General features: G+C 62.1%; 21 protein-coding genes. 17 read left to right on the forward strand and 4 right to left on the reverse strand.

Annotation, left to right across the window (positions count from 1 at the left end; genetic code table 11):
* Positions 1-18 precede the first annotated feature (18 nt).
* From ACSHWJ_RS09525 to ACSHWJ_RS09540, 4 genes are read left to right on the forward strand one after another with little or no spacing between them, the layout of a single operon-like run.
* The gene (locus ACSHWJ_RS09525; RefSeq protein ID WP_017366135.1) at positions 19-207 is read left to right on the forward strand and encodes a hypothetical protein; all 189 of its coding nucleotides are present in this window, start codon (positions 19-21) and stop codon (positions 205-207) included.
* Positions 208-210: 3 nt separating this feature from the next.
* The gene (locus tag ACSHWJ_RS09530; protein ID WP_010961679.1) at positions 211-711 is read left to right on the forward strand and encodes a CYTH domain-containing protein; all 501 of its coding nucleotides are present in this window, start codon (positions 211-213) and stop codon (positions 709-711) included.
* A complete protein-coding gene (locus tag ACSHWJ_RS09535) occupies positions 708-1,277 on the forward strand; it encodes an SRPBCC family protein (protein WP_432539675.1) in 570 nt (189 codons plus the stop codon). Before ACSHWJ_RS09530 ends, ACSHWJ_RS09535 begins: the two co-directional genes overlap by 4 nt.
* Positions 1,274-1,858 carry a CPBP family intramembrane glutamic endopeptidase gene (locus ACSHWJ_RS09540; protein WP_017366133.1) on the forward strand — a complete coding sequence of 195 codons (585 nt, stop codon included), beginning with the start codon at positions 1,274-1,276 and terminating at the stop codon, positions 1,856-1,858. Before ACSHWJ_RS09535 ends, ACSHWJ_RS09540 begins: the two co-directional genes overlap by 4 nt.
* On the opposite strand, the gene galE is transcribed toward ACSHWJ_RS09540, so the two are convergent.
* From galE to ACSHWJ_RS09555, 3 genes are read right to left on the reverse strand one after another with little or no spacing between them, the layout of a single operon-like run.
* On the reverse strand, positions 1,834-2,859 hold the full coding sequence (gene galE / locus ACSHWJ_RS09545; protein WP_017366132.1) for a UDP-glucose 4-epimerase GalE: 1,026 nt from the start codon (positions 2,857-2,859) through the stop codon (positions 1,834-1,836). The genes ACSHWJ_RS09540 and galE overlap by 25 nt on opposite strands.
* Positions 2,856-3,407, reverse strand: coding sequence for a molybdopterin-guanine dinucleotide biosynthesis protein B (gene mobB, locus ACSHWJ_RS09550; RefSeq protein ID WP_017366131.1), 552 nt, complete (start codon positions 3,405-3,407; stop codon positions 2,856-2,858). Before mobB ends, galE begins: the two co-directional genes overlap by 4 nt.
* A gap of 4 nt (positions 3,408-3,411) precedes the next feature.
* Positions 3,412-4,422: an NAD-dependent epimerase gene (locus ACSHWJ_RS09555; RefSeq protein WP_218798198.1), complete on the reverse strand. Its 1,011-nt coding sequence runs from the start codon at positions 4,420-4,422 to the stop codon at positions 3,412-3,414.
* A 285-nt stretch (positions 4,423-4,707) separates the two neighbouring features.
* Here ACSHWJ_RS09555 and phoU point away from each other — a divergent pair, with 285 nt between their 5' ends.
* The 7 genes from phoU to ACSHWJ_RS09590 all read left to right on the forward strand — a co-directional run bounded on the left by phoU (position 4,708) and on the right by ACSHWJ_RS09590 (position 10,978).
* A complete protein-coding gene (gene phoU, locus ACSHWJ_RS09560) occupies positions 4,708-5,436 on the forward strand; it encodes a phosphate signaling complex protein PhoU (RefSeq protein WP_010961673.1) in 729 nt (242 codons plus the stop codon).
* A gap of 104 nt (positions 5,437-5,540) precedes the next feature.
* Complete coding sequence (gene bamA / locus ACSHWJ_RS09565; RefSeq protein WP_256996567.1) at positions 5,541-7,823, forward strand: outer membrane protein assembly factor BamA; 2,283 nt, start codon at positions 5,541-5,543, stop codon at positions 7,821-7,823.
* Between the two features lie 158 nt (positions 7,824-7,981).
* The gene (locus ACSHWJ_RS09570) at positions 7,982-8,488 is read left to right on the forward strand and encodes an OmpH family outer membrane protein (RefSeq protein ID WP_010961671.1); all 507 of its coding nucleotides are present in this window, start codon (positions 7,982-7,984) and stop codon (positions 8,486-8,488) included.
* 50 nt (positions 8,489-8,538) lie between these two features.
* Positions 8,539-8,979 (forward strand): 3-hydroxyacyl-ACP dehydratase FabZ, encoded by a 441-nt coding sequence (gene fabZ, locus ACSHWJ_RS09575; RefSeq protein WP_010961670.1) that lies wholly within the window; start codon positions 8,539-8,541, stop codon positions 8,977-8,979.
* Positions 8,976-9,746 (forward strand): acyl-ACP--UDP-N-acetylglucosamine O-acyltransferase, encoded by a 771-nt coding sequence (lpxA, locus tag ACSHWJ_RS09580; RefSeq protein ID WP_026046045.1) that lies wholly within the window; start codon positions 8,976-8,978, stop codon positions 9,744-9,746. Before fabZ ends, lpxA begins: the two co-directional genes overlap by 4 nt.
* A gap of 18 nt (positions 9,747-9,764) precedes the next feature.
* On the forward strand, positions 9,765-10,346 hold the full coding sequence (locus tag ACSHWJ_RS09585; protein WP_010961668.1) for a ribonuclease HII: 582 nt from the start codon (positions 9,765-9,767) through the stop codon (positions 10,344-10,346).
* Positions 10,343-10,978: an MOSC domain-containing protein gene (locus ACSHWJ_RS09590; protein ID WP_432539674.1), complete on the forward strand. Its 636-nt coding sequence runs from the start codon at positions 10,343-10,345 to the stop codon at positions 10,976-10,978. Before ACSHWJ_RS09585 ends, ACSHWJ_RS09590 begins: the two co-directional genes overlap by 4 nt.
* Positions 10,979-10,981: 3 nt before the next feature.
* On the opposite strand, the gene queF is transcribed toward ACSHWJ_RS09590, so the two are convergent.
* The gene (queF, locus tag ACSHWJ_RS09595; RefSeq protein ID WP_010961666.1) at positions 10,982-11,371 is read right to left on the reverse strand and encodes a preQ(1) synthase; all 390 of its coding nucleotides are present in this window, start codon (positions 11,369-11,371) and stop codon (positions 10,982-10,984) included.
* Between the two features lie 141 nt (positions 11,372-11,512).
* Here queF and smc point away from each other — a divergent pair, with 141 nt between their 5' ends.
* The 6 genes from smc to ftsL all read left to right on the forward strand — a co-directional run bounded on the left by smc (position 11,513) and on the right by ftsL (position 19,774).
* Positions 11,513-15,022 carry a chromosome segregation protein SMC gene (gene smc, locus ACSHWJ_RS09600; protein ID WP_432539673.1) on the forward strand — a complete coding sequence of 1,170 codons (3,510 nt, stop codon included), beginning with the start codon at positions 11,513-11,515 and terminating at the stop codon, positions 15,020-15,022.
* A gap of 8 nt (positions 15,023-15,030) precedes the next feature.
* Positions 15,031-15,747, forward strand: coding sequence for a cell division protein ZipA C-terminal FtsZ-binding domain-containing protein (locus tag ACSHWJ_RS09605; protein WP_432539672.1), 717 nt, complete (start codon positions 15,031-15,033; stop codon positions 15,745-15,747).
* Positions 15,744-17,765, forward strand: coding sequence for an NAD-dependent DNA ligase LigA (gene ligA, locus ACSHWJ_RS09610; protein ID WP_010961663.1), 2,022 nt, complete (start codon positions 15,744-15,746; stop codon positions 17,763-17,765). Before ACSHWJ_RS09605 ends, ligA begins: the two co-directional genes overlap by 4 nt.
* Before the next feature lie 361 nt (positions 17,766-18,126).
* A complete protein-coding gene (gene mraZ / locus ACSHWJ_RS09615; RefSeq protein ID WP_010961662.1) occupies positions 18,127-18,585 on the forward strand; it encodes a division/cell wall cluster transcriptional repressor MraZ in 459 nt (152 codons plus the stop codon).
* On the forward strand, positions 18,585-19,520 hold the full coding sequence (gene rsmH / locus ACSHWJ_RS09620) for a 16S rRNA (cytosine(1402)-N(4))-methyltransferase RsmH (protein ID WP_218798191.1): 936 nt from the start codon (positions 18,585-18,587) through the stop codon (positions 19,518-19,520). The genes mraZ and rsmH overlap by 1 nt, the downstream gene beginning before the upstream one ends.
* On the forward strand, positions 19,517-19,774 hold the full coding sequence (gene ftsL, locus ACSHWJ_RS09625; protein ID WP_017366120.1) for a cell division protein FtsL: 258 nt from the start codon (positions 19,517-19,519) through the stop codon (positions 19,772-19,774). Before rsmH ends, ftsL begins: the two co-directional genes overlap by 4 nt.
* The last annotated feature ends 25 nt before the right edge of the window (positions 19,775-19,799 follow it).

Consider the following 19,799-nt stretch of genomic DNA (forward strand, 5'->3'; position numbering starts at 1 on the left):
GGTGGGCGAGGAGGGGTGATGGACGAGCATGATCGTCTGGTGGCGGCACTGAAAGACATCATCGTCCTGTTTTCCCTCATGGCGGCGGTAGGCTCCGTCTACCACGGAAATTGGCTTGCAGGGGGCGGATATGCGGGGCTGGCGCTGCTGTTCTTCAACGAGAAGCAGCTGCGCCGTTGGTGGCGTGGTAGGCACGGACGGCAGTGAACCATGGGGTTTGAAATCGAAAGGAAGTTCCTGGTGCGTGGCGACGGCTGGCGTAAGGCGGTGAGCGATTCCATGCGCATCTGCCAGGGCTATCTGAATGACGAACAGCGCTGTTCGGTACGGATCCGGATCAGCGGTGAGCGGGCCTGGCTCAATATCAAGAGCGCCACGATCGGAGCCCGGCGTCACGAATACGAATACGAGATACCGGTCGCCGACGGCGAATCCATGCTCGCGGAGCTCAGCTGCAAGCCGCTGATCGAGAAGGTGCGCTATTTCGTCCCAGTGGCTGACAGGGTGTGGGAGGTCGACGTGTTCGAAGGAGAGAACGCAGGACTCGTGGTGGCCGAACTCGAACTCGATCATCCCGAGGAACCTTTCGAGCTGCCGGAATGGGCGGGCGAGGAGGTCACCCATGACGCGCGCTACTACAACACCTGCCTGTCCATGCGGCCCTTCAACCGCTGGTCTCAAGAGGAGCGGTACCCGGCTTCACGAGAATGACCACGCTTCTGTTCCTCGCAGGGTTCGTGCTGCTGGCGCTGGGTGTCCTCGTGGTGGTGGGCATGCGTCTGCCGAAGACCCACCGGGCGGCGAGCCGGATCAGGCTGCCGGCGACCCCGGAGCGGGTCTGGGAAATCATCACCGATTTCGAGGGTTTTCCGCGCTGGAGGCCAGGCCTCGCCGCCGTGGATCGTGCTCCGGACGTCGACGGCTTCCCCAGTTGGGACGAGGTGTGTGCGATGGGAGCGAAGGTGCGGTTCCGGGTATTGGAAGCCGTGCCGCCCCGGCGCTTGGTCACCTGTCTGGCGGGCGAACATCTGCCGTTGCGGGGGGTGTGGGTGTACGACCTGCAGGCGGACGGCGATGCAGGGACGGTTTTGACGATCACCGAACGGGACAGCATTTTCCATCCGGCCTTCCGGTTCTTCGTGCGTTATGTATTGTCCTATCACGGTGTCATGGACGTATTCCTGCTCGCCCTGGCGCGGCATCTGGACAGTCCGGCGACTCCGGAACACCTGAGCCTTCGGGTGGAAGACCCGGATGCCGGCGGGGTGGAGGCGTGAGCACGCCTCGCGGCGGTTTTCTCAGGTTCGCGGCCGTGTTCGAAGGTGGCTTGCTGCTGCTGGCGTTCGGCTTCGGCGGTCTGGCGGGGATCGATCCGGTCGCTGCGCTGCGTTTCGACCTGGACGGACTGGTCTACGGGCTGGCCGGAACCTTGCCGCTGTATCTGGTGTTCCAGTGGTCCTACAACACCCACGTCGCCAGCCTGAGGGAAATCAAACGGGTGCTGGTGGATCGTCTGGGGCCTTTGCTCGCGGGCTGTGGCATGGCGGACTTGCTGTTCCTCGGCTTCCTCGCCGGTTTCACCGAAGAAATCCTGTTCCGGGGATTCCTTCAGCCCTGGTTCGAGGCCGACTGGGGTTGGCTGGGCGGCCTGGTTTTCAGCAACCTGGTGTTCGCCCTGGTGCATTGGATTTCCCCTTTATACGCCCTGCTGGCGGGCCTGACCGGCATTTACCTCGGCTTCGCGCTGGACGTCGGTGGCGAGCGCAATCTGCTCGTTCCCATTCTGATCCACTCGCTTTACGACATCGTCGCATTCCTGGCCGTGGCAGCCAGTTACCGGGCCGGACTTTCCCGTTGACGGACCTCAGGCGCCTTCCGGGCGGCGAGCTTGCGCTCCCATTCGAGGGAGGTCCGCACGATCAGTTCGATGTCGTCGTAACGGGGCGTCCATTCCAGGATTTCGCGGATGCGCTCCACGCCGGCAACCAGGCGGGGAGGGTCTCCGGGCCGGCGCGGTCGCTCTTCGACCGCGATGGGGGTGCCGTTGACGCGATTCATGGTATCGATGATCTCCCTCACGCTGTAGCCGTGGCCATAGCCGCAGTTGAGCGTCCTGGATTCGCCGCCAGCGCGCAAATAGGCGAGGGCGGCGACATGGGCATCGGCCAGGTCCGACACGTGGATGTAGTCGCGGATGCCGGTGCCGTCCGGTGTCGGATAGTCGGTGCCGAATATGCACAGGCGATCGCGCTTGCCGGTGGCGACCTCGGCCGCGACCTTGATCAGAAGGGTGGCCTTGACCGTGCTCTGGCCGATGCGGCCTTCGGGGTCCGAGCCGGCGACGTTGAAATAGCGCAGCACCACATGGCGCAAGGGGCTGGCGGCGGACAGGTCGCGCAGCATGATCTCGCTCATTAGCTTGGAGCTGCCGTAAGGGTTGATCGGCGCGAGTGGCGAGGTTTCCAGCGCAAATTCGCCTTCTGGGATGCCGTAAACGGCCGCGGTCGAGGAGAAGATGAAATGGCTGACCCCGGCCTTCCGGCAGGATTCCAGCAGGGTGCGGGTCTTGCAGGTGTTGTTGCCGTAATACTTCAGCGGGTCTTCGACCGATTCCGGCACAATGGTGTGGGCGGCGAAATGCATGACGGCCTCGACCTCGTAGTCCCGCATGATCTTGTCCAGCAGGACGTCGTCGCCGGTGTCGCCTTCGATGAAGTCGCCATACAGGACGGCATCGCGGAAGCCGGTCGACAGGTTGTCCAGCACGACCAGGCGTTCGCCCGCTTCGCCCAGGGTTTTGACGACATGGCTGCCGATATAGCCGGCGCCGCCGGTGACGAGTATGCCTTTGCGTTTCATGGGATATAGGGTCTCAGGGGTTGATTCGAACCGCTGCATGCGTGCAGCCAGTCCAGGATGAAATCGGCGATCTGGCGCGGATCGTTGAGATCGAGCCGCGGAATGGCAAGGGAATCGGAGGGCTGCGGATCGTCCGTCGCCAGGGCGATGATGGAGTCGTCTTCCGGAAACAGCAGGGGTTTGCCCAGGGCCGGACGGTGCAGCTCGATCTTGGGGTAGCGTTCGTGCTTGAACCCCTCCACCAGGATGAGGTCGAGGCCGGAATCTTCCAGAAGTGTGAGCTCCTCGGCAAGGCTGGGTTCCCGTGGAGTCTCGCGTTCCGTGATGACGGCCCGGCGTTTCGATGAGGTGATCATCACCGGGCTGGCGCCAGCGGCGCGCAGTTCGAAACTGTCCTTGCCGGGGTGGTCTACGTCGAAGCTGTGGTGGCTGTGCTTGATGGCGCCGACCCTCAGGCCCGCTCGTTTCAAGAGCGGGATGAGACGTTTCAGCAAAGTCGTTTTTCCGGTGCCGCTAAAGGCGGCAAAGCCCAGAACCGGGGTAGCCATCGGTTCAGCGGACGCCGTAATAATCCCGGTACCACTCGACGAAGCGCGCGATGCCGGTTTCGATCGGGGTTGCCGGCCGGTAACCGGTATCGCGCATCAGATCGTCCACGTCGGCATAGGTGTCGGGCACGTCGCCGTCCTGCATGGGCAGCAGGTTCATCTCGGCTTTGCATCCCAGACAGTGCTCGAGCACCTCGATGAAGCGCAAAAGCTCGACCGGCTCGTTGTTGCCGATGTTGTACAGCCGGTAGGGGGCCCGGCTGGTGCCGGGGTCGGGCCGGTCGCCGCTCCATGCCGGATCGGGCGCAGCCACTTTGTCCAGGGTCTGTACTACCCCTTCCACGATGTCGTCGATGTAGGTGAAATCCCGCCGGTGGTGCCCGTAGTTGTAGACGTCGATCGGCCGTCCCGCCAGGATGTTGCGGGTGAACTTGAACAGGGCCATGTCCGGCCGCCCCCACGGGCCGTAGACCGTGAAGAAGCGAAGGCCCGTGGTGGGCAGCCCGAACAGATGGCTGTAGGTATGGGCCATCAATTCATTGGCCTTCTTGGTCGCGGCATAGAGGCTGACCGGATGGTCGACGTTGTGATGCACCGAAAACGGCATGGCGGTATTGGCGCCGTAGACCGAACTGGAGGAAGCATAGACCAGGTGCTCCACCTCGTAGTGGCGGCAGGCTTCCAGGATGTTGCAGAAGCCGACCAGATTGGCGTCGACGTAGGCATGCGGGTTTTCCAGTGAATAGCGCACGCCGGCCTGGGCGGCCAGGTTCACCACACGTTCGGGACGGTGGCGGGCGAACGTCGTGAACAGCTTGTCGCGTTCCTCCAGGGCGATACGTGCCTCGCTGAAGCCGGGGCGGGCATGGAGCCGGGCGAGGCGTGCTTCTTTGAGGCTGACGTCGTAGTAATCGTTGACGTTGTCTATGCCGATGATTTCATCACCCCGGTCCAGCAGTTTGTGGGCCAGGTGCGATCCGATGAAGCCGGCGGTGCCGGTGATCAGTATTCTCATATAGTCCGCCGGGAGCGGCCCAGCCCGAGCCGCTTTAATGAAAACGTCATATTTCTTGAGGTATCCAGGTTCTTCAGGTCTTGTGGACGGGTGATGCCGGGTCGAAGGCGGGAATGGGGCGCCGGTTTTATTTGGATGGGCTGGATTCTATAGGATAGCCGGGAATTTCCGGAAGATCGGGAAATGCTCGGCGACTCCTTGTCTTTTACCTCGCCAGCCGAGTTGATAGAATCGTTGCGCAGTTAGTCCGCAGCCCCGCCATCCGAGACAGCCGTCAGCCAGCCCATGCCGTCCTTCATCGATCCCGAGCACCAACATCAGCACACGTCCAAACAGTTCGACCACGAATTGCTGGACATTCGCAGCCGGGTTTTGACCCTGGGAGGACTGGTGGAGGAGCAGGTGGCTTCTGCGGTCAGGTCGTTGCTGGAAGGCAATGTCGAGCTCGCTGAACGCGTCATCGCCGACGATTACAAGGTCAACACGATGGAAGTCTCCATCGACGATGAATGTACTCAGATCCTGGCTCGGCGCCAGCCGACCGCTCGGGATTTGCGGTTGGTCGTGGTTGTCATCAAGACCATCACCGATCTGGAGCGGATCGGCGACGAGGCGAAACGGATCGCGCGCCACACCCTGGACATGGTCGGACATTTTCCCCGCAGGAACCAGCTTTCCGAGATTGAGGAATTGGCCAGGTACGTGCGTAACCTACTGCGCAGCGCCCTGGATTCCTTTGCGCGCATCGACGTGGATGCCGCGCTCCGCGTGGTCCAGGACGACCGTCTGGCGGATCGCGAGTACGAGACCATCCTGCGCCAGCAGATCACCTACATGATGGAAGACCCCCGTACCATTCCCGTGTCTCTCAACATCATGTGGTCCGCGCGGGCGCTGGAGCGCGTCGGTGATCGCGCCTGTAACATCGGCGAATACGTCATCTACTACGCCAAAGGGAAGATCATCCGGCACATCAGCCTCGAGCAGCTCGAGGAAGATCTGCGAAGCGAATGACCGACGGGTTCCGAACTTACGCATGCCCCATCCCATAGTTTCCGGCCAGGCCCTTGAACGATAGTTCCGCCGAATTTTCAGGGGGGTTGGAATCCGTGCGCCGCCTGTGTGCATGGCTGCTGATCCTGGCATGGTCGTCCGTGCTGTTCGCGTTCGAGCCCTTCGTCATCCGGGACATCCGGATCGAAGGGCTGCAGCGGATTTCGGAGGGTACGGTGTTCAACTACCTGCCTGTCCGGGAGGGCGACACCCTCGATGAAAAACGGTCGGCCGAGGTGATCCGGGCGCTGTTCAAGACGGGGTTTTTCAAGGACGTCCGTCTGGACGAGGACGACGGTAAGTTGATCATCTACGTCGAAGAGCGTCCTTCGATTTCCAGCGTAAAGATCGACGGCAACCATGACATCGGTAGCGAGGATCTGCTGAAGGCGCTCAAGGGAATCGGGCTGGCGGAGGGGAAGGTATTCGACCGGCAGATTCTCGACAAGGTCGAACAGGAACTGCGGCGCCAGTATTACAGCCGGGGCAAATACAGCCTCAAAATCGATTCCCAGGTGACGGAACTGCCCCGGAACCGTGTGGCGGTGAATATCAATATCGCAGAAGGTCGCGTCGCCCGCATAAAACAGATCAATATCATCGGCAATAACGCCTTTAGTGATGAGGAGCTGACCCAGGATTTTGAGCTGAGTACATCCAATCTCCTGTCTTTCTATACCAAGGATGATCAGTATTCCAAGCAGAAATTGTCGGCCGATCTGGAGCGGCTGCGCTCCTACTATCTCGATCGCGGTTACGTCAATTTCGAAATCGAGTCCACCCAGGTATCGATCACGCCCAACAAGAAAGAAATATATATCACCATCAACGTTAAGGAGGGCGAGGTCTTCAAGGTGGAGCAGGTCAGGCTGACCGGCAAGACCATCGTGCCGCCCGAACAACTCGTCCCGCTCGTGCGTATCGGGCCGGAGGATATTTTTTCCAGGAAACTGGCGACAGAAACCCAGAAGGGCATTTCCGATCGCTTGGGCGAGGAGGGCTACATCTTCGCCAACGTCAATATGGTGCCGGACATCAATCAGGAGAAGAAGACCGTAAACATCACCTTTTTCGTCGATCCGGGCAAACAGGTCTACGTGAGGCGAATCAATTTCCAGGGCAATACCAAGACGCGTGACGAAGTGCTGCGCAGGGAAATGCGGCAGATGGAGGCGGCCTGGGCGTCGACCGCGAAGATCGAGCGTTCCAAGACCAGGCTCGAGCGTCTCGGCTATTTCCAGGATGTCAACGTGGAGACGCCCGCGGTGCCGGGAACGACGGATCAGATCGACGTCAACTACAGCGTGACCGAGAAGTCTTCCGGCAACCTGACGGCGGGTGTAGGGTATTCCCAGTTCCAGGGCATCATATTCAATGCGGCGGTCACCCAGGACAACATTTTCGGCAGCGGCAAGCGTGTCAGTTTCAATTTCAACAACAGCCAGATCAACACCATCTATGCCTTGGGGTATTTCAATCCCTACGCCACCCTGGATGGCATCAGCAGTGGTTTCGACATCAGCTATCGCGACACCAACACCGGCTATTCGAACTATGTTGCCAACTACATTACCAATGTGTTCCAGGTGGGCGGCAACTGGGGGTTGCCCATCGGAGAGTTCGACAGTATTCGGACCAACCTGGACTACAGTAACACCAAGCTCAAGACGACCTCCCAGTCTTCCGATCAAATCAGAGCGTTCATTGCCGACCATGGCAGCGAGTATTCGACCTATTCGTCCTCGCTGGGTTGGACCCATGACACCCTGAATCGGGCGATATTCGCGACCAGCGGTGGCGCGCAGCGATTGACGGGACTGTTTGCCCTGCCGTTCAGTACCCTGCAGTATTACAAGGCCAACGTGCGCCTGGAGCAGTATTTTCCGCTGACCCAGGATCTGACGCTGTGGTTGAATGGCGATTTCGGTTACGGCGGCGGCTATGGCAGTGGCGGCAACAGCGTCCTTCCGTTCTGGGAACACTTTTACGCCGGCGGTCCGAATTCCGTGCGTGGATACCAGCCCAATTCACTGGGGCCCAGGGACAGCCGTGGCTACGCCTTCGGCGGCAACAGCAAACTGACCGGCTCGGTGGAGTTGCTGTTTCCGGTCCCGTTTGCCGGCGAGAAACTGAAGAGTGTCCGCTTGGGTACCTTCGTCGACGGCGGGAATGTGTTCGTCAATTCGCCCCAGCTTTCGGACCTGCGCTTCTCGACCGGCATTTCGGCCAAGTGGCTGTCACCCTTCGGGGCCCTGATGTTCTCGATCGCCCAGCCGCTCAACTCCCAGAGCGGGGACCGAATTCAGCATTTTCAATTCAATTTCGGTTCCGGATTCCAGGGCATGTGATCCCGTGCTTCGGGCAGGTGTGAGTATTTTTGTATAATGCGGCGGGTTTCCCGGCGTCAATGCAAGCCCGGCCGAAGCCCCTTGCGGCGCGGGGTGGGGCAGGCTCCTGAATCGGCGGCATTTCGGTCCCGGTCAACATTCATCATCGGAGAGGAATCATGGTACGGAAAGTTCTATTGCCTTTGCTCGTGTCGGCGGCTGTCTTTGCCGAACCCTGCGCGGCTGACATCAAGATCGGTTTCGTCAATGTGGGGCGACTGCTGGAGAAAGCGCCGCAGGCCGAAGCTGCCAAGAAGGAGCTCGAAAGAGAATTCTCCGGCAGGGACAAGAAACTGGTCGCGGAACAGAAGGAGATCAAAGCACTGGAAGAGCGGCTGGCGAAAGGCGGCGAGATCACCAAGGAGCAGGAGCGCGATCTCATGAACCGCAAACGGGAGGCCAAGCGGGCGCAGGACGAATTCCGGGAGGATTTCAACTTGCGCAGAAACGAGGAGCTGGCCCAGCTCCAAAAGGAAATCTTCGAGGCGATCCAGTCGCTCGCCAAAGAGGAAAATTTCGATCTGTTGCTGACCGATGGCGTGGTCTACGCGGCGGAAAGCATCGATGTGACAGACAAAGTGGAAAAGAAGCTGGTTGCCAGCTACCGCCCCTCGGGCAAGAAATAATCCGGATTCGGGTCGATGGCCTGACGACGAAACCCGAGAAGGAAAAAGTATTGGATATTCAAGCGATCAAGGAATTTTTGCCTCATCGTTACCCGTTTCTTCTGGTCGATCGAGTGCTGGAGTGCGAGCCCGGGAAGCGGCTGCTCGCCATCAAAAACGTCACCTATAACGAGCCGTTCTTTCAGGGACATTTCCCGCGTGTGCCGATCATGCCGGGGGTGCTGATCATCGAGGCGCTGGCCCAGACGACTGGCCTGCTCGCCTCGGAGACGGCGCCCGACGTGCTCGGAAAAGGGGCCACTTACTACTTGGTCGGGCTCGACAAGGTGCGTTTCAAGCGGCCTGTCGTGCCGGGCGATCAGCTTCGCCTTGAAGCGACGTATTTGCGCCATAAACGCAACATCTGGGCATTCGCCTGTCGTGCCGACGTCGAAGGCGAGTTCGTGGCCAGTGCCGAGATCATGTGCGCAGCTGCGGAGCAGGGATCTTGATCCACCCGACGGCGATCATTGATCCGGCGGCGGACATTGGAGAAGGCGTCGAAATCGGCGCCTATTCCATCGTGGGTCGCGGTGTCAGTATCGGGTCGGGCACGGTTATCGGGCCGCACGTGGTCATCCGCGGTACGACCCGGATCGGCAATGACAACCGCATTTTCCAGTTCGCTTCGGTCGGTGAGGATCCGCAGGATAAAAAGTACCGCGGGGAAACGACCGCACTGGAAATCGGCGACCGGAACGTCATACGCGAATTCGCCACTCTTCATCGCGGTACGGTTCAGGATAAGGGGGTCACCCGCATCGGCGATGACAACCTCTTCATGGCGTATACCCACGTAGCCCACGACTGTGTGATCGGAAACCGGGTCATCATGGCGAATGCCGCTTCTCTGGCAGGGCACGTGCGGGTCGATGACGATGCCATCCTGGGCGGTTTCTCTCTGGTTCATCAGTTCTGCCGGATAGGCCAGCACAGCTTCTCCGCCATGGGCAGTGTGATATCCCGTGACGTCCCGCCTTATGTGATGGTGGGGGGACGGCCGACCAAGCCGCACGGGATCAATGCAGTCGGACTGGAGCGGAACGGATTCGATTCCGTGGCGATCAGGCAGATCAAGAAAGCCTACAAAATTGTCTACAAGACCGGTTTCAAACTCGAAGAGGCGATCCGTCTGTTGGAGGAAATGAGCGAGGATGGGCCGGAGCTCGCCTGCATGGTGGATTTTCTGAGGGCCACGGGCCGCAGCATCATCCGCTGAATTCCATCGGGAGGGGGGATGGCGTCTTTGGTCGCAGGCATCGACGAGGTGGGGCGCGGTTGTATCGCAGGGCCGGTGATCGCTGCGGCGGTGATATTCGCTCCCGGTCAGGATACCCATGGCCTCGCTGATTCGAAGCGGCTGCGCCCGGATCGCAGGCTGGTTTTGGCCGGCCGCATCTGCTCCGAATCCCTGGCTTGGGCGGTGGGCCGCGCGGAGGTGTCTGAAATCGACCAGCTCAATATCCTCCGAGCCACCCATTTGGCCATGTGCCGGGCGGTCGCAGCGCTGCCCGTCCTGCCGGACTGGGTCAGGGTGGACGGCAACCGCTATCCTCCCCTGGATTGTCCCGGCGAGGCTATCGTCGGCGGGGATGCGTCGGTGGCGGAGATTGCGGCCGCGTCGATACTCGCCAAGGTCTTCAGGGATCGCGAAATGGAGGTGCTGGACCGGCTTTGTCCGGGCTATGCGCTAGGGGTGCACAAAGGTTACCCCACCCGACTGCACATCGATCGTTTGGCCAGTCGGGGAGCGAGCTTCTTTCACCGGCGCAGCTTCGCGCCGGTGCGGGCAGTCATCGACCGGAGTTCGGCTTCATGAAAATCGTAGCGATCAGCATAGGCAGCGAGTGCCGGATCGAACATGCCGGCCGCCGCATCGGTACGGGCATCTACAAGGCGCCGGTCGATCATCCCGTCCATGTCGGAGTGACCGGCATCGAGGGCGACGTTCAAGTCGACCGGGAAAACCACGGTGGGCCCGACAAGGCGGTTTACGCCTACAGTGCCGACAACTATGGCTACTGGCAGGAGGACCTCGGCCTCGAATCCCTGCCCTACGGTCATTTCGGAGAGAATCTGACCATTACCGGCGGGCGCGATGACGAGGTGCACATCGGGGATACCTTCCGGGGCGGGTCGGTACGGTTCCAGGTGACGCAGCCCCGGGTTCCCTGTTTCAAGCTCGGCGTCAAACTGGGCGACCACACCTTTCCCAAACGCTTTCTCATCTCCGGCCGGGTGGGGTTCTACCTGAGGGTGCTGGAAGAAGGAGAGCTTCGGGTCGGCGACCACCTGGAGCGCACGGCCGTGGACCCGGGCGGCGTCAGCGTCCGCGAGGCCATGCTGGCACTGGTAAAAGGGCCGCGGCAACGGGAGGTCATTGCCAAGCTGCTGAGCCTGGAGGCGCTGTCCGGGGCCTGGCGCGAGAGCCTGCGCGAAAAACTGGGATGACGCTCAGGGCAGGGCGACCGGCGTCGTCGGTTCCCAGTCCGGCGCGCGCCGTTCCGCCACCACGGTCGTGTAAATGCCGCCGCGCACGTTGAATCTCGCGGTCACGCGCATGAACCGAGGGCGTGAGACGGTGACCAGATCGTCCAGGATGGTGTTGGTCACGGCTTCGTGGAATGCTCCTTCGTCCCGGAAAGACCAGATGTACATTTTCAGCGATTTGAGTTCGATGCACTGCCGGTCCGGCACGTATTCCAGCAGGATCGTCGCGAAGTCGGGCTGGCCGGTCTTGGGGCACAGGCAGGTGAATTCGGGGATTTCGATGCGGATCGTGTAGTCGTGGTCCGGACGCGGATTGTCGAAGGTTTCCAGAGTCTTGCTGGGCTGGGAGGGCATCGGGTGTCATTCGTGTATTGCTGGGGTGCGGCCGGCGCCGCACTTGCGGATCGTGGCCAGCGCTGGCTTGTATAATAACCCGCCGAGTCACCCTCGAACAATCGCCGTCCTCCCGGCCGGTGTCATCGTCCTGAATTCCCCATGCGACTGGAAAAGCTCAAGATCGCCGGTTTCAAGTCTTTCGTGGATCCGACGACCCTCCCCTTGCCGGGCAACCTGGTGGGCGTGGTGGGCCCGAACGGCTGCGGCAAGTCGAATGTCATTGACGCGGTGCGCTGGGTCATGGGGGAAAGCTCGGCGCGCCATTTGCGCGGTGAAACCATGGCGGATGTGATATTCAACGGTTCCAGCACCCGGAAGCCGGCGAGTCAGGCATCGGTGGAACTGGTATTCGACAATTCTTCCGGGCGTGCAGGCGGCGAATACGCCCGATATCAGCAGATCGCCATCCGGCGCCAGGTGGCCCGCGACGGCCAGTCGAGCTACTTCCTGAATGGGACGCGCTGCCGCCGCAAGGACATCACCGACCTGTTCCTGGGGACCGGCCTGGGTGCGCGCAGCTATGCCATCATCGAGCAGGGCACGATTTCCCGGCTGATCGAAGCCAAGCCCGAAGAAATGCGCGAGATCATCGAAGAGGCGGCCGGCATCTCCAAGTACAAGGAGCGTCGGCACGAAACCGAGCAACGGATGCGCCATACCCGCGAGAACCTCGAGCGCCTGGCCGATTTGCGCGAGGAACTCGGTAGGCAGTTGGGCCATCTGCAACGTCAGGCCAGGAAAGCCGAGAAGTTCATAGCCCTGCGCGACGAGGAACGCCGGCTCAAGCTCGAACTTCTGGGGCTGCGCTGGCGCGCTCTGGAACGGCAGCTCGATCGGCTCAAAGCCGAGCTGACGGACTCTGAGGAGCGGTTCCGTCGGCTCACGGGTGAAGAGCACGCCTGCGAGACACGGCTGGAGGAGCTGAACAGGTTGCGCGGCGTTGCACAGGAAAAACTCGATGTCCAACAGGGGCGGTTCTATGAGTTGGGCGCGGAAATCAGCCGCTTGGACCAGTTCATTCGCCATACCCAGAAGTCGCGGGCGGAACTGGTTCAGGAGCGGGAGCGGGTCGAGGCCGAATTGCGGAAAGTCGAATCCGACCGTGACGACGACCGTCTCCGGCTCAAGGCGGTCCGGGCCGAGGCGGCCGAGCTGAAGGGGAAGCTGGCCTCGCTGGAGCAGGAAGTAGCGGAAGCGGTGTCGGTTCGCCAGGCCGCGGAAGCGAAGCTGAAGACGTGCCGTGAAGGCTGGGAGGCGCTGGCCGGCGATCGGCACAGACTCGAAGGACAAGCGGCTTTGCAGCGTTCACGGTTGCAGCAGCTGCGGGAGCATGGACAGCAGCTCGGCGGGCGGCGCCAGCGACTGTTGCAGCAACAGTCGGAACTGGAAAAAGCGCTTGCCGCTCTCGACGTGCAGGCCCACCGTTTAGAGGTGGCAGGTATCGAGGCGGAACGGGAAGAGACCGTCGGCGCGGTCGAAGCATTGGCGAGAGAGGCGGAACGGCAGCGGGACAGGCTGCGCTTCGCGCGTGAGCGCCTGAATCCGGCGCGCGCCGGTCTGCATGCCGTGCAGGGGAAGGTCGCTTCGCTCGAGACGCTGCAGCGCCACGCGATGGGGCGTGATCGCAGTGCCGCGGCGGCGGTGCTCGAGGCGTGGCAACTGTCGGCGGCCGACCGCCTGGGCGAGAAGATCGAGGTGGCACCCGGCTGGGAGAATGCCGCGGAGACGGTGCTGGGGGCGCATCTCGAAGCCGTGTGTGTCGACAGTCTGACGCCTTACCTGGCGAACCTCCAGGCTCAGGAGCCTGCTGAGTTTCTGGCCTTATGTGAATATCGGCAAGGACCGGTTGCCGAAGGAACCGGCGGGCCGCGTCTGCTCGATTACATTCGAGCTCCCCTGGCGCTCGAAGGTCTGCTGGCGGGGATTTACTGCGCTTCTGATCCGGCGGAGGCGGCGGAGCGGGCGCGTTCGCTGCAGCCGCACGAGTCGGTGGTGACGCCGGGCGGATTCCGTATCGGAAAGGGCTGGATGCTGGTGCAGAAGCCGGACGCCGGCCATGCCGGGGCGCTTGCCCGCGAGCGCGAACTGCGCGAATGTAGGCGGCGAGTCGAAGAGCTGGAAGCGCAATGCCGGACTCTGGAAAGGGAGGCGTCGGAGGCCGAGGTCGAACTGGAGCGTTTGGAGTCCGAGGGACGCGAGGCAAGAAAGAAGGCGGACGAGCTCTCCGCCGGCCTTTCCCTCGCGAGATCCGAGTTGGCGGCGGCCGAGGCCAGGAGCGAGCAATGGAGGCATCGCCTGGACCAGCTCAGCCATGAGCTGAACGAATTGGCCGATCAGGAGCTCGAACTCGCCGAGAAGCGTGCCGAGGCCGAGGAAGCCTTGCAGACGGCCGAGCGTGATTCGTCAAGACTGCAGGATGTGGCGGCGCAGCGGAAGGGGGAGTGGCTGGCGCTGGAGGAGGCATTCGCCGCCGCGGAGGCGGCCGAGAAGTCGCTGCACGAGGACGTTCGTGCACTCCGCAGCCGGGCGGCCATGCTCGAATCGAACGCAGCGTTGACCGCTGCCCATCTGCAGCGGCTGGAACAGCAGCATGGCCAGACCGCGGACCGGCTTGCCGCCATCGTCCAGAGGCTGGACGAGTCACAGACACCGCTGGAGGACGAGCGGTCACGTCTGGATGCGCTGACGGAGGAGCGGGGCGCGCTGGAGGCCGAAATGGCGCGCCAGCGCCGAAGGCTCAGCGAACTCGAAGCGGACGTCCGGCGCGTTGCGGGTGAACGGCAGCGTGCGGAGCATGAACTGGCGGCCTTGCGGGAAAGCATCGGCCAGATGAAGCTGGCGTGGCAGGCTGCTGAAGTCCGCCGCCAGGGGATCGAAGAACAGTTCGCAGAGCTTGGTGCGGCACCGGCGGCGGTCGTGGCGGGGTTGCCAGAAGATGCCGAGGAAAGCGCCTGGCAGGCGTCCGTGATTCGCCTGGGAGAGGAGATCGAACGGCTCGGACCGGTCAATCTCACGGCGATGCAGGAGTATCAGGAGCAGGAAGCGCGCCGGCGCTATCTAGAGGAACAAGACCGGGATCTCACCGAGTCGCTGGCGACACTGGAGCAGGCTATCGAAAAGATCGACCGGGAGTGTCGGGCCAGGTTCAAGGAGACCTTCGAAAAGATCAATGCCGGTTTTCAGCGCATGTTTCCCAAGCTTTTCGGCGGAGGGAAAGCGGCCCTCGAGCTCACGGAAAACAACTTGCTGAGCGCGGGCGTCAGCGTCATGGCCCAGCCGCCCGGCAAGCGCAACAGTTCGATCCATCTCCTTTCCGGGGGGGAAAAGGCACTGACGGCGGCTGCCCTGGTGTTCGCCATCTTCGAGTTGAACCCCGCGCCCTTCTGTCTGCTGGACGAGGTGGACGCGCCGCTGGACGATGCCAACGTCGGACGGTTCAGTCAGTTGGTGAAAGAAATGTCCGAGAAAGTACAATTTCTCTTCATCACCCATAACAAGGCCACGATGGAAATCGCCCAATATCTGGCCGGGGTCACCATGCGGGAGCCCGGGGTGTCGCGCATCGTGACGGTGGACATCGATGCGGCGGTTGAACTGGCTTCGGTTTGAGGGACGAAATGGATAGAGATACGGTCCGAATCATCATTCTGGTCGCAGGCGTGCTGGTGATTGCCGGCATCTATGTCTGGGGCCGCTACAAACAAAAGATCCTCGCTGCGCTGGAGCGGTTCGGCGAATTCGGCGTCTTCGAGAAGGAAGACGAGATCGGGGAGTCGCGCCGGCCGGTCAGGGACACGGACCATGGCTTCACGGGAGCGGCGAACGAGCCGGCCGCGGGTGAAGCAGACGCGGGCGGGCGGGTGGACGAGCTTCCGCGGGAAGCGGTCGAGGAGCCGCCGGCCGGCACTTCGCGAGCGTTGGGGGCGCCGTTTCTCATCCAGCTCAGCGTCGTCAAGGGCGGCGGTGGCCGGTTCTCCGGCGAGCGCCTGCGGGATGCCCTGATCGACCTGGATCTCGTTTACGGTGAAATGGGGATTTTCCACCGCTATGACAGCGCTTATCGCGAACCCCTGTTCAGCGTGGCCAGTCTGGTCGAGCCCGGCACTTTTCCCGTGAACGACATGGAGAATTTCCGCACCCCCGGCGTCGTCTTCTTTTTCCAGCCGGCCAAGGTACCGGACCCCTTGGAGGTTTTCGACGACCTCGTCGATACCTGTCGAGGACTGGCAGGCGCCTTGGAGGGCAGGGTGCTCGACGAACACCGGGCGGAGCTCACCGAAGCCCGGGTGATCGAAATGCGCGAAATTCTGGCGGAAGCGTGCGAACAGTCGTGAGCGTTCCTGCCGAAGTGGTCGAAAAAGCCCGCAAACTGCGCGAAGAAATCGAGTTTCATAACGTTCGTTACTACCGGCTCGACGATCCCCTGATCACCGACGCCGAATACGACCGCCTGATGGCGGAACTGCTTGCCATCGAGGCCCGTTATCCCGAGCTCGTCACACCCGATTCGCCCACCCAACGGGTAGGCGCTCCTCCGGTCGAAGCTTTCACTGAGGTTCGCCACGAAGTGCCCATGCTGTCGCTGGAGAATGCTTTCAGTGAGGAGGATCTCACCGCATTCGACCGGCGGGTACGCAAGGAGCTGTCCCGGGATACGCTCGAATACGTCGCGGAGCCGAAGCTCGACGGGCTCGCCGTCAATTTGCTCTACCAGGACGGCGTTCTGGTCCGAGCCGCCACCCGCGGTGACGGGGAAGTCGGGGAGGATGTGACGCACAACGTCCGGGCGGTTCGGGCGATCCCTCTGCGGCTAAAGGGCGAAGACTTTCCGGACCGTTTCGAGGCGCGGGGTGAAGTGTTCATGCCCAAACGGGGCTTTCTCGCCCTCAACGAGCGCGCCCGCCGCAGCGGAGAGAAAACGTTCGTGAATCCGCGCAACGCCGCGGCGGGCAGCCTGCGCCAGCTCGACGCGAGGGTCACGGCGTCGCGTCCCTTGTCCTTTTACGCCTATGGTATCGGTGCGTTTCCGGACGCCAGACTCCCCGCCACCCAGCATGAACTCCTCGAATCCCTGCAACGCTGGGGGTTGCCGGTTTCGCCGGAGTATCGCGTCGTTCGGGGAGCAGCCGGTTGTCTTGAGTACTATCGCTCGCTGGGGGAGCGCCGTCACGATTTGCCGTACGATATCGACGGCGTCGTATACAAGGTCGACGACCTGAAGGCCCAGGCCGGGCTGGGATTCGTCTCGCGCGCCCCCCGCTGGGCCATCGCCCACAAGTTTCCCGCCGAGGAGGCGAGAACGCGGGTCGTGGGCATCGACGTCCAGGTGGGACGTACCGGCGTCCTGACTCCCGTGGCAAGGCTGGAACCGGTGTTCGTTGGCGGGGTCACCGTCACTAACGCGACCCTGCACAATGCCGACGAGATCCGCAGGAAGGACGTCCGGCCCGGGGACACCGTGATCGTGAGGCGGGCCGGGGACGTCATTCCAGAAATCGTCCGGGTCGTTCCGGAACTGCGGAAGCCGGGGGCCGAACCGTTTCGGATGCCGGAAGTTTGTCCCGAATGCGGCTCCGCCGTAGAGGCGGAACCGGGTGAGGTGTTGGCCCGCTGCAGCGGTGGCCTGTACTGTCCTGCCCAGCACAAAGAGTCGATCAAGCATTTCGCGTCCCGGCGGGCGATGGATATCGAAGGGCTGGGCGACAAACTGGTGGATCAGCTGGTGGGCAGAAAGCTGATCGCAACGGTGGCTGACCTTTACCGCCTCGATCTGGACCGGCTTGCGGGGCTGGACCGGATGGGGGAGAAATCCGCCGCCAATCTGCTGGCTGCGTTGGAGCGCAGCAAGCGCACCACGCTGGCGCGCTTCCTTTATGCGCTGGGCATCCGCGATGTGGGCGAGGTGACGGCCAAGGTACTTTCGGAGCATTTCGGTTCCCTCGAGGCGTTGATGGAGGCTACCGAAGAAGAGCTTCTGGCCGTTGCCGATGTCGGCCCGGTGGTGAGCCGCCACATCCGGCTGTTTTTCGCCCAGCCTCACAACCGCGAGGTGATCTCGCAACTGCTGGCGTGCGGCGTAAGCTGGGAGAAGCCGGCGCCGGCACCGCGGAAGCTGCCGCTGCAGGGTCTGGTTTTCGTGCTCACCGGCACGTTGGCCTCGATGAGCCGGGACGAAGCGCGAGCCCGGCTCGAAGCTCTCGGGGCGAAATGCACCGGCAGCGTCTCCAGGAACACCAGTTTCGTCGTTGCCGGTTCGGAACCGGGTTCGAAACTGGACAAAGCCTCCGAACTCGGCGTCCCGGTGTTGGACGAGAAGGGCTTCCTGGATCTGCTCGAGCGGGGGCGGCCGTAATTTTCGTCGCTTTGAGCAGGGCATCTCCCCTCCGAAAGGGGCCTTTCCTCCCGTCTCCCATGGCTGTGCATCGTCGGTTCTCTCCGCCGTCCGTCTGAAAATTCCCCGTGCTTTCGCCTGGGTTCCTTCCCGGCTTTTCCGAGGGGGGTTTGCCCCGTCGCGCCGCCAACTGGGGAGGTGTTTGCAGACGGCCTTATGCGAGTCCTTCCGGGGACGCCCAAAACGGACAAAAAATCGCTACCAAACAAGGCGGTGAGTTTTTTTTGCAGCTCATCTTGACTTGCCCTCGGCGCGTTCCTATAGTGGTTTGCGGGTGGTGGAAAGTGGGGTTTTCTGGGGGAATGTGGAGCTTGGGGGCGGCTTGTTCAGAGGCGTTAATTCCATCAGCCTGGATGACAAGGGGCGCATGGCGGTGCCCACCCGTTACAGGTCGGAACTCCGGGAGTCCTGCGAGGGACAACTAGTGGTCACCGTTGGAACGGATACCTGTCTGCTGCTCTTCCCTTTGCCTGAGTTCGAGGAGCTGGAACGGAAGCTGGTGAAACTTCCGGCCTTGAATAAACAGGTGAAGCGGCTTCAGCGTCTCCTGATCGGTCATGCCGCCGAGTGTGAACTGGACGGTCAAGGGCGTTTCCTCATACCCGAACCGTTACGCCGGTTCGCCAGCCTGGACAAACAGGTCGTCCTGATCGGTCAGGGCAACAAGTTCGAAATCTGGGATGAAGTCCTTTGGGATCGCTGCCGTCAGGAATGGTTGGAAGAGGCGAGCCTCGAAGGATTGGAGGACATGGGACCGGAGCTCGGGGCACTGGCTTTTTGATGGCGGCGGAAAGTGGACACCTCCCCGTCATGCTGTCCGAAGTGCTCGAGATGCTGGCGGTTAGGCCGGACGGTATTTACGTCGATTGCACCTTCGGGCGCGGCGGGCACAGCCGGGCGATCCTGGAGCGCTTGGGTCCGGAAGGGCGTCTGCTGGCGATCGACCGGGACCTGGAAGCGGTGGCGGCAGCCGGCGCCACCGGATTGTCCGCCGATGCCAGGTTTGGCATCGAACATGGCCGTTTTTCGGATGTCGGCCGGTTCGTCGGCGCAAGAGGATGGACAGGCCGGGTCGACGGCATCCTGATGGACCTGGGGGTATCGTCGCCGCAGTTGGACGATGCCCGGCGCGGCTTCAGTTTTCTTCGGGCCGGGCCGCTCGACATGCGGATGGACCCGACTCAGAAGACCACCGCCGCGGAGTGGCTTGCCGAGGTTTCCGAGCGGGAGCTGGCCCGTGTGCTACGGGACTATGGCGAGGAACGTTTTGCCGGGCGCATCGCCCGCGCGGTGGTTGAAGAACGGCGGCGGCGTCCGATCGTCACGACGACCGACCTGGTCCGGCTGATCGAAGCCGCGATTCCGTTTAAGGACAAATTCAAGCATCCGGCGACGCGTACCTTCCAGGCGATCCGGATCGCCGTCAATGACGAGTTGGGACAGTTGCAACAGGGATTGAACGAGGCGGTCGAGGTGCTCGCCGCCGGGGGGCGTTTGGTGGTGATCTCGTTTCATTCGCTCGAGGACCGGATCGTCAAGAGGTTCATGCGGGATGAGGCGCGCGGTCGGGAGATGGCCGGGGGAATCTTTGAAACCCGCTCGTGCCCGCGCCTTGCCGTTCTGGGAAAGCCGCTCAAGGCCGGAGACGACGAAATCCGGATCAATCCTCGGGCGCGGAGCGCTCTGTTGCGCGCAGCCGAAAAGCGGGCGGCATGACACGAATATTCCTGCTGGCGGTGGTTGCCGTCTGTTCGGCGCTCGCCGTGGTCTATGCGAAATACCGCACGCGGATGCTGTTCGCCGAGGTTCAGCGTCTGGAACTGGCCTTGGATCAGTACGAGGTGGAACTGGGCCAGCTTCAACTGGAGCAGAACACCTGGGCTGAGCACGGCCGCATCGAACATCTGGCCCGCAGCCGGCTGGGTATGGTTCTGCCGGCGCGCGAGTCGATCATTTACATCAAACCCTGAGCTCATGTGGGGATGAGGGGGTGTG

The sequence above is a fragment of the Methylococcus sp. S1M genome, assembly GCF_051295855.1.
In the GTDB taxonomy this organism is placed as follows: domain Bacteria; phylum Pseudomonadota; class Gammaproteobacteria; order Methylococcales; family Methylococcaceae; genus Methylococcus; species Methylococcus capsulatus.